This is a genomic window from Sphingomonas sp. (genome assembly GCF_019746015.1).
Taxonomy (GTDB): Bacteria; Pseudomonadota; Alphaproteobacteria; order Sphingomonadales; family Sphingomonadaceae; genus Sphingomonas.
In genome coordinates this window covers 1-9,098 of the sequence record NZ_JAIESM010000097.1, presented here as the reverse complement: position 1 = coordinate 9,098, position 9,098 = coordinate 1, and the positions used below count along the sequence as shown (strand labels likewise).

At 64.8% G+C, this 9,098-nt stretch carries 7 protein-coding genes; 3 read left to right on the top strand and 4 right to left on the bottom strand.

Features of this window, described 5'->3' with window-relative positions; translation table 11 throughout:
* Positions 1 to 135: 135 nt before the first annotated feature.
* Positions 136 to 1,581, bottom strand: coding sequence for a DUF6438 domain-containing protein (locus tag K2Y03_RS12785; protein WP_294091156.1), 1,446 nt, complete (start codon positions 1,579 to 1,581; stop codon positions 136 to 138).
* 493 nt (positions 1,582 to 2,074) lie between these two features.
* Complete coding sequence (rtcR, locus tag K2Y03_RS12780; RefSeq protein WP_294091155.1) at positions 2,075 to 3,658, bottom strand: RNA repair transcriptional activator RtcR; 1,584 nt, start codon at positions 3,656 to 3,658, stop codon at positions 2,075 to 2,077.
* A 460-nt stretch (positions 3,659 to 4,118) separates the two neighbouring features.
* Between rtcR and K2Y03_RS12775 the strand changes: the two genes are divergently transcribed.
* The 3 genes from K2Y03_RS12775 to rtcA are packed head-to-tail and all read left to right on the top strand — an operon-like array spanning position 4,119 to position 6,804.
* A complete protein-coding gene (locus tag K2Y03_RS12775) occupies positions 4,119 to 5,345 on the top strand; it encodes an RtcB family protein (RefSeq protein WP_294091153.1) in 1,227 nt (408 codons plus the stop codon).
* Between the two features lie 35 nt (positions 5,346 to 5,380).
* A complete protein-coding gene (locus tag K2Y03_RS12770; protein ID WP_294091152.1) occupies positions 5,381 to 5,794 on the top strand; it encodes a hypothetical protein in 414 nt (137 codons plus the stop codon).
* Positions 5,791 to 6,804, top strand: coding sequence for an RNA 3'-terminal phosphate cyclase (gene rtcA / locus K2Y03_RS12765; protein ID WP_294091151.1), 1,014 nt, complete (start codon positions 5,791 to 5,793; stop codon positions 6,802 to 6,804). Before K2Y03_RS12770 ends, rtcA begins: the two co-directional genes overlap by 4 nt.
* A 25-nt stretch (positions 6,805 to 6,829) precedes the next feature.
* On the opposite strand, the gene dnaA is transcribed toward rtcA, so the two are convergent.
* Together dnaA and rpsT are read right to left on the bottom strand one after the other, a co-directional pair.
* Positions 6,830 to 8,194 carry a chromosomal replication initiator protein DnaA gene (gene dnaA / locus K2Y03_RS12760; protein ID WP_294091149.1) on the bottom strand — a complete coding sequence of 455 codons (1,365 nt, stop codon included), beginning with the start codon at positions 8,192 to 8,194 and terminating at the stop codon, positions 6,830 to 6,832.
* A 456-nt stretch (positions 8,195 to 8,650) separates the two neighbouring features.
* Positions 8,651 to 8,914: a 30S ribosomal protein S20 gene (rpsT, locus tag K2Y03_RS12755; RefSeq protein WP_294091147.1), complete on the bottom strand. Its 264-nt coding sequence runs from the start codon at positions 8,912 to 8,914 to the stop codon at positions 8,651 to 8,653.
* Positions 8,915 to 9,098 lie beyond the last annotated feature (184 nt).

Genomic DNA, 9,098 nt, shown 5'->3' with positions numbered 1-9,098 from the left:
CAGCTTCAGGTGCTGGCGCTCGCAAGGGCGTGGAGGTTCGAGTCCTCTTCTGGGCACCATTTTTCTTTCCGGACGCCTCCGCAGATGTCTGGAGAAGCCAGGAAAATCGGCGGCCTTTGGCGGGCACGGACCGGCCTATTTGATCCCGTGCTCGTCGAGCCATGCCAACGTCCCCGGCCAATGGCGTTTGCGGGCCTGCCCACGCAACGTGCCCTGTGCATTCTTCGCTTTGGGATCCGCGCCCGCGCGCAGCAATGTGAGCACCACACGGTCATCATCCTGGGCCAACACCGCACTGGTCCCATCATCGTCCTTGGCGTTCGGATTGGCGCCTGCTTTCAGCAGTGTCTGCGCAAATGCGGGGTCGTTAGAACCCATCAAGGGCGTCTGGCCGATGCCATCGCGCGCGTCCACCGGCACACCAAGTGCGACAAGTGCCGCCGCCATTTCAACGCGCTTGGCGCTGCCGGCTTCGGCACAACCTCCGTAGCTTTGTCGGAGCTGGTGCAACGCATTGCCCTGTTCACCGATCGATTTCGGATTTGCGCCCGCTTCAACCAGAGCTTTCGCGATCCGGGCGCTGCAACCCATGTCGCTCAGGAAGGCCGCCGCCAGACTCTTCTTGGTCATCCGCGCGACTTGCCCCGCGCGCTTCATCTCCTCGAAAAGGGCGATGTTTCCGGTTTCTGCCGCATATTGGGCAATCAGCGAACCGATTGTCGCGGACGCGCTCGACCGCCCGGGGCCGCCGACATCGACCGGCGTCGACAAATCGAGCCCCTCGGCCATCGCCGCGCGGATCAGGTCATTGATGCCAGCGGGCCTCGGCGGCCACCGGTTGAGCTGAATCGCGGCATGAACCAGTTCCGCAGCACGGCGTGATCGGAAATCAAATCCTTGAGCCTTGAGCAGAGCAACAGTCTCGGCGTTCCCGCGAACCCACCGATCGGAGCCGGCAACCTCGTCCACAGCATCTTCCAGAGCGATCACGCTGACAGGCATTCCAACCTCTTTGCCAGCGTAATCGACCACGCGCTTCGTCACCTTTCCCACGCGCAGCGTCAAAGCATAGGTCGCAATGTCGGTTATCCCGGCCACATATCCGGGCTTCATTCCCATGAAGTGGGATGCCCGAAATCGTTCGATCAGGTCAGCGGCCGCCTTGGGGCTAACCTTTGCCTCGTGCGTACCTCCCCACAAAACATTGTCCCCCTGGAACATGCGGTGGACTTCCGCCGCGGTGCCCGGAAAGTTCATCTCGCGAGTGGAGAAGCGGACCTTCCCATCGCCGGTGATCGTCACCCGATAATCCGGGCACGTTCCGTAACACGCACCCCGTTCAAGGGTGATTTCGATGTCCGCCGGCGACGCGGCTGGAAACGGCACGGACGTATCAGGCGGGATTTCGGGCGGGTCCAAGCCAATCGAGATTTCGCCCACTGCCTGGATAGGTTTTCCGTCGAACGACTGCGGCCGGAACTTCCATGTCTTCGCCGCCGCCAGGGCGGCACTGGTGTCGCCACCGAACCTGTTTTCCGTAACCGTCGCATCGATGACATTGCCGTCAACATCGATGGTCACCAGCACTACGATCCGGTCAAATCCATATGCCCCGGGAACGCGCACCGATTCAGCGCCGGAAACGCGTTCGGAAGACAAGCCGTAAACACCAATTTTCGGCGCCGGTTGCGGGGAGCCCGCGCATCCTTGAAACGCAAGAATTGCAATTGCTGCGTATGCAAATCCCCGTGACCTCATGCCAATCGCCCCGTTCCAAACAAGCAATTGATGCAGGAAATAGGCAGCTCTAATAAGATTATGTGGGTGGTGATTACGATGATCGCCATTCGCCCCCATTCACGAACAAGGGTGGCACATGGCCGGGCGAGAGCGCTTCGATCGGAACGACGTGGCCCATGAAGCTAGAAACGGCAATTCTACCGGTAGCGGATGGCCGAATGGGGGCCGCAAACCGTTGCGATGCAACGCCTTGCCGACACGTCACGGCCCCTTCTCCGTCACCATTTCCCCACGCAATCCTCACGCTGCCCTGGCGGGCCGCTTGGGCCATGGCTCAGTTCAGCCGGAGCCAGTCCAGATCGAATCGTGCCAGATATTTGCGCAGCCGGTCGGCGTCGTTCACGCTGGAGCGCTTCTCGCGCGACGCGGCGAACAGGCGGCGCCCCGCGTCGGACAGCGACCGGCTGGCCCGGCAAATCTCCACCACATAGGCGAGTTGCACCCGGTCGAACGGATCGAGGGCGGCCAGCGTCTCACTGTCGAGCAGCGCCTCCAGACCGTCGCCGGGGGGCAAGGTGCCGGCCCAAAGGCGTTGCAGACGCGCGATTTCGGTTGCCACCACCGCGCCATCGATGCGGCCCTTGGGTGAAAAGGTCGCCATGCGGGTCACGCTGGCGGCCAGATCGCGGAAATTGCCGGGCCAGCGCGCCTGCGCCGACATGGCAAAGGCCAGATAGGCGTCGCGCGCTTCCTTGTTGAAGGTCACGCGTTCGCCCTGCCGCTCGGCGTAGCGATCGAGTTCGTAGGAGAGATTGGGGGCGATATCCTCGCGCCGGTCGGCGAGCCCGGGCAGCGCAAAGGTCCACAGGTTGAGCCGGGCGTAGAGATCCTCGCGGAATGTGCCGTCCGCCACGCACCGGGCCAGATCGCGGTTGGTGCCGGCGATCAGCTGAAATCCGCTTTCCACCTCGCGATCCGCGCCCACCGGCAGGAAGCGCTTGTCCTCGATCGCGCGCAGGATCATCGCCTGCTCGTCAAGGCCCAGCTCGCCGATCTCGTCGAGAAACAGCATGCCGCCATCGGCGGTGCGCAACAGCCCGGGCCGATCGGCCGCTGCACCCGTGAACGCACCCTTCTTGTGCCCGAACAGCGCCGACATCGCGCTGTCGCCGCGCAGCGTGGCGCAGTTCACCTCGACAAACTGGCCCACGATCTGGCGCTTCAGCCGCTTCAGCTCGAAGATGCGGCGCGCGAGCTGGCTTTTGCCCGCACCCGTCGGCCCCATCAGCAGGATCGGCGCGCGCGTGCGGCTGGCGACCTGTTCGATCTCCTCGATCATCGCGTTGAACGCCGCGTTGCGGGTGTCGATGCCCGATTTCAGGAACGACGTGCTCTCGGCACTGGCCACCGCAAATCGGGTGGCGATCGAATCATAGCGCGACAGGTCAAGGTCGATCACGCTCCAGGTGCCCGCCGCATCGGGCGCGCCGCGCCGCGGCTGGGTCTGCAGCAGGCGGCCGGGCAGATAATGCGCCTCGGTCAGCAGGAACAGGCAGATCTGCGCGACATGGGTGCCGGTGGTGATGTGGATCAGATAATCCCCGGCGTCCGGATCGAACGACTGGGCGCGCGCGAAATCGAGCAACTTGCCGTACACCTCCTCGAAATCCCACGGGTCGGCAAAGTCGATCACCTGCTGCTCCACCAGCGTTTCGGGCGAAACATCGGCGATGTCGGCACGCACAATTTCGGCCAGCCGACGATGCACGGCGCCATGGATCAGGATGAAGCGATCGACGCGCAGGTCTTCATGCATGCACAAGCCAACCGACGGCCGCCACTTCATCCAGCGGGACGGACCGAGTTTGGCGGCGTCGAGCGTCGACCCCAGAAAGCCGATGACGGTGACGGACTTCATGCGCCGGTGCTATAATTGTTTATATGTCAGGATACAAATTCTGCCGCGCCCTTCGGCCGCGAGATTTTTCCGCAATTCCCACGGGCAAAACAATATCACTATTTATCTGATGTTTAGTGATTCATCCCGTCACGGCACAGCCAACTGGCACGGCCCCTGCAATTCTGAATGATGTCGGGCGGATCGCACCGCCCGGCATCGCCGGATGAAGGGGCGGCCGGAATGGGCCGGCCGCCCCGAAGGCCGGATGAGGATTTCGCCATGGCCATGGAGCGCCTGTTTTCATCGATCGCCGGGCGGTTTCTGCCGCGGGCACGCAGCGTCGCCAGCGCCTGGGGCGCCCACCGGCCGGGCGAGGGCTCGGTGGTTCCACGCTTCCGCCGGGACACCGGTAGGCGCGGCGAAAAACGTCTCGCCAATGCGCGTCGCCGGCACCAATAATTGCAACGGGAGGTCTGCCATGACCACAACGACTTACGAGTTTCAGGCCATCGAAGGTGGCGTGCCGATCAAGATGTGGACGCGCGGCGTGCCGGTTGACGACAAGGCGCGTGACCAGCTGGCCCGCGCGGCGCAGATGCCGTTCGTCTTCAAGCATGTCGCGGCCATGCCGGACGTGCATGTGGGGATCGGCGCGACGGTCGGCTCGGTCATTCCGACCAAGGGCGCCGTCATTCCGGCAGCGGTCGGCGTCGACATCGGCTGCGGCATGATGGCGGCGCGCACGTCGCTGATGGCGCATGACCTGCCGGACAGTCTGGAGGGCATCCGTTCGGCCATCGAGCAGGCGGTGCCGCACGGGCGAGATGTGGGCCGCGGCAAGCGCGACAAGGGATCGTGGGGCGAGCCGCCGGCGGGCATCGTCAGCGCCTGGGCAACGCTTGCCGCGCGCTTCGAGCGGCTGTGCGACCGGCATCCGCGCCTCAGGAACACCAACAATCTGGTGCATCTGGGAACGCTGGGAACGGGCAACCACTTCATTGAGCTGTGCCTCGATCAGGATGCACGCGTCTGGGTGATGCTCCATTCGGGCTCGCGCGGGGTGGGCAATGCGATCGGCAGCTTCTTCATCGAGCTGGCCAAGCAGGACATGCGCAAATGGCACATCAACCTGCCCGATGAAGACCTGGCCTATTTCCCCGAAGGGACCGACCATTTCGACGATTATGTCGAAGCGGTGGGCTGGGCACAGGACTTTGCCGCGCTCAACCGGCGCATGATGATGACCAACGTCATCGCCGCGCTGCGCGTGCAGATCGCCAAGCCGTTCGAGGCCGAGCTGGAGGCGGTGAACTGCCATCACAATTATGTGACGCGCGAGAACCACTTCGGCGAGAATGTGCTGGTCACCCGCAAGGGGGCGGTGCGGGCGGCCAAGGGCGTGCTGGGCATCATCCCGGGCTCGATGGGGGCAAAAAGCTTCATCGTGCGCGGGCTGGGCAACCCGGAGAGCTTCGACAGCTGCAGCCACGGCGCGGGGCGGATCATGTCGCGCACCGAGGCCAAGAAGCTGGTGACGCTCGATGAGCACATCCGCGACACCGAGGGCGTTGAGTGCCGCAAGGACGCGGGCGTGATCGATGAAACCCCGCGCGCCTACAAGCCGATCGAAGCCGTGATGGCCGCGCAGGCCGATCTGGTGGAGATCGTGCATACACTGAAGCAGGTGGTCTGCGTGAAGGGGTGATCCCCTTTGCGCAGACGCCTCCTGGAGAGCGTGTCATGATGGCCATCTTGCATTGCACGGCTTGCGGCGCGGCGCTCAGCGGGCCGATCAGCATCGGTCCGGCAATCGCGGACGCGAACGAACTGGAGTGGAGCGACGGAAAGCCCATTTCGCCGGTGGGTGTCGCCATCGAGTCCATGGACCCGATGCAGAAGTCGTTTGACCCGGAACATCCTGCAAAGCTGGAGTTTTCGCCACAGTTCTGGATGAACCCGCGCGATACGGAGGACGCCGTGGAACTGGTGGACGATCACTGCCGCTTGAACGGGTGCTGCGGACTTGACGGGTGCGACGGCCCAAACATGCGTTGCCGGCGCTGCAAGGCGGAAGTGGGGACCCGGCAAAGCGATTGCTGGACCGCTGACGTGTTCATCCCGCAACCGGGCGCGACCAATTGGAAGAGCACATGATCACCATCGACGGATCGGAAGGCGAAGGCGGCGGGCAGATGGTGCGCAATGCGTGCGCGCTGTCGCTGATCACCGGCCAGTCCTTCCGGATCGAGAACATCCGCGCCAAGCGCCCGAAGCCCGGCCTGATGCGGCAGCACGTCACCGCGATCGAGGCGGCGTGCGTCATTTCCGGGTCGGAATGCGCAGGGCTGGCGGTTGGCGCTTCGTCGCTCGAGTTCCGCCCCGGCCGGGTGACGCCGGGTGACTATCATATCGCGGTCGGCACTGCCGGCTCGACCGGGCTGGTACTGCAGACGGTGCTGATGCCGCTGCTGCTGGCGGATGGCCCGTCGCGGCTGGTGCTGGAAGGCGGCACGCACAACATGCTGGCGCCGCCGTTCGACTTTATCGAGCGCTGCTTCCTGCCGGTCATCAACCGCATGGGGCCGCGTGTGTCGGCGCGGCTCAGCCGCCACGGCTTCTACCCGCGCGGCGGTGGCCGCATCGAAGTGGAGATCGCCCCGGCCCCGCTCGCCCCGATCGACTGCCTGTCGCGGGGGGCGCCGCTGGGGGTTGCCGCGCAGGTGCTGTTCGCGGCACTGCCCGGCGAGATCGCGCAGCGGCTGCTCAGCCGCGTGCGGCGCGACCTGGCGGACTGGCCCGACGACGCCTTTGCCTTGCGCGAGCTGCCGGTGGACCAGGGCCCGGGCATCATCCTGATGCTTGAGGCGCGCCATGAGCAGGTGACCGAGATTGTGAGCGGCTTTGGCCAGCTGGGCGTGCCCGCCGAACGGCTGGCGAAGACCGCTGCCGCCCGGATGACCGGCTATGGCGGCTCGAACGCGTTCGCCGGGCCATATCTGGCGGATCAGCTGGTGCTGCCCTTTGCCGTTGCCGACGGCAGCTTCACCACGGTGAAGCCCAGCCAGCACATGCTGACCGCAATCGACGAGGCCCGGCGGTTCACCGGCCGGCCGATCAGCCTGCGCCAGCAGGCCGACGGCACGCACCTGTTCACCGCCGGTTAGGCGAGAGGCGCCGGCGCCCCTGCCGTCAATTTTCCAGGTCGGTGATCAGCCGGCGGACGGCGGTATCGACTTCGCTATCCTCACTGCGCAGTTCCTCGATCCGGCGCACCGCGTGGATGACGGTCGAATGGTCGCGACCGCCGAACTTGCGGCCAATCTCGGGCAGCGAGCGCGTGGTCAGCCGCTTGGCCAGATACATCGCAATCTGGCGCGGCCGGGCCACCGCGCGCGCGCGGCGGGCGGAGACGAGATCGACGGGCTTCAGGTCGAAATAGGTCGACACGGCCTTCTGGATCTCGTCGATCGTCACGCGCCGCTGGGCGCCGCGCAGCACATCGCCGAGCGTTGCGAGCGCAAAGTCCATGTCGATTGCCGCCTCGGTCAGCTGGGCATAGGCGACCAGCCGGTTGAGCGCGCCTTCCAGCTCGCGGATGCTGCCCGAAAGCCGCTGCGCGAGCAGCGCCAGCACGTCTTCCGGCACGGCTGCGCCCGGCATCTCGGCCAGCCGCGCTTCCAGGATGGCGCGGCGCAGCGGCAGTTCGGGTGCCTTGATGTCGGCCACGAACCCGCCCGAAAAGCGCGTGATGATCCGCGCCTCGATCCCATCCAGCGCCTGCGGGCAGCGGTCGGCCGCGACGACCAGCCTTTTGCCGGCGGCCATCACTTCGTTGATGGTGTGGAAGAATTCTTCCTGTGTCGCATCCTTGCCGGCGATGAACTGCAGATCGTCGATCATCAGCAGATCGGCCGAGCGCAGCCGCGTCTTGAACGCAAAGGTGTCGCGCGCGCGCATTGCCTGGACGAACTCGAACATGAAGCGTTCGGCGGGCATGTAGATGATCGTCGCGTTCGGCACCGCCTCGGCAAAGGCCGCGCCGATCGCGTGCATCAGGTGCGTCTTGCCCATGCCGGTGGCGCCGTGGATGAACAGCGGGCTGAAGCGCGGGGCGCCGGGCGCCGCCAGCGCGCGCGCGGCGTTGAACGCGACGCGGTTGGATGCGTCGACCAGGAAGCGCGAAAAGCTGAAACGCGGGTCCAGCCCGGCGGACGGGGCGGGCCGCACCGGCGCCGGCGCGGGCGCTGCTTTTGCCTGCTCGATCGGCACGATGTCGGCGCTCATCACCGGCAGCGCAGCGGCCGCGCTCACCGTTTCGATCACGACGCGCTGCACGCCGGGCACCAGCGCGCGGAATTCGTGCGTCAGCCGCTCGCCATAATTGTTGCGCACCCAATTGGTCATGAAGGCGGAAGGCAGGGCCAGGCGCACCGTATCGGGCTCATCGGTTTCGATCAGGGTCAGCGGCTTCAGCCACTGTTCGAACAAACGCGTGCCCGCCGATTCGCGCAGGCCCGCGCGCACCCGTCCCCAGGCTCGCGCGACATCGCTCATCTTTTCCGTTCCCAACGCCCCGATGCTACGCACGCACATCTCTCCCCTCGCCGGAAAACACTCCTCCGGCGCAGCCATCTCCATCGACAAAGGCTTCTTTCAGTCCGGAATCGAATCCGACTGGAGGTGAAGCTCACTGGACGCCGAGCCACAATCAGCGGCCGGCGAAGGTCGATTATGAAGACCCAAACGAGTCGCGCAAGCGAACAATGTCAACAATTTGAAATAATACGGATTGACACGCCCAAGCCCGCAGATTCCCGTCATCCATGGTCTTATACTATTGATATATATGTATTTTGCTGTCGCGTCATCAAACTGAAAAATTGCGAATCGCGAGAAATGCGTGGTTTTCGCGCGCCCGGCCGGAACGCTGGACGGGCGCCGGCGGCCGCCACGAAAAAAGGCCCGCTGGCATGGTGCCAACGGGCCATCCTCGCGAACGGTAAAGGGGGTTCAGGCGAGCGCGGTAACGCGCTTCGTCAGCCGCGAAAACTTGCGGGCGGCGGTGTTCTTGTGGAGCACACCCTTGGCGACGCCGCGCGCGATCTCCGGCTGCGCGGCGGCCAGCGCCACAGCGGCGGCGGCGCCATCGCCTGCCTCAAGCGCGGCTTCGACCTTCTTCACATAGGTACGAATGCGGCTGACGCGGTTCTTGTTGATGTCCGCGCGGCGGTTGTTCCGCCGAATCCGCTTTTTCGCCTGCGGCGTATTCGCCATGAAATGCCTCTGATGCTTGTCGAATGAATGAGAGCGATAGGGCAATGCCCTGCCGCGAAGGTGGGCGCCATAGCGAGCAAGGGGGTGCCGGTCAAGCTTTCAGTATTGTCGGTAGTGTCGCAGTTTGAATTTTGACCCGCGCTTTGCGCTGGGCGTCCGCTTCCTGTATGCTTAGCGGAAAGCA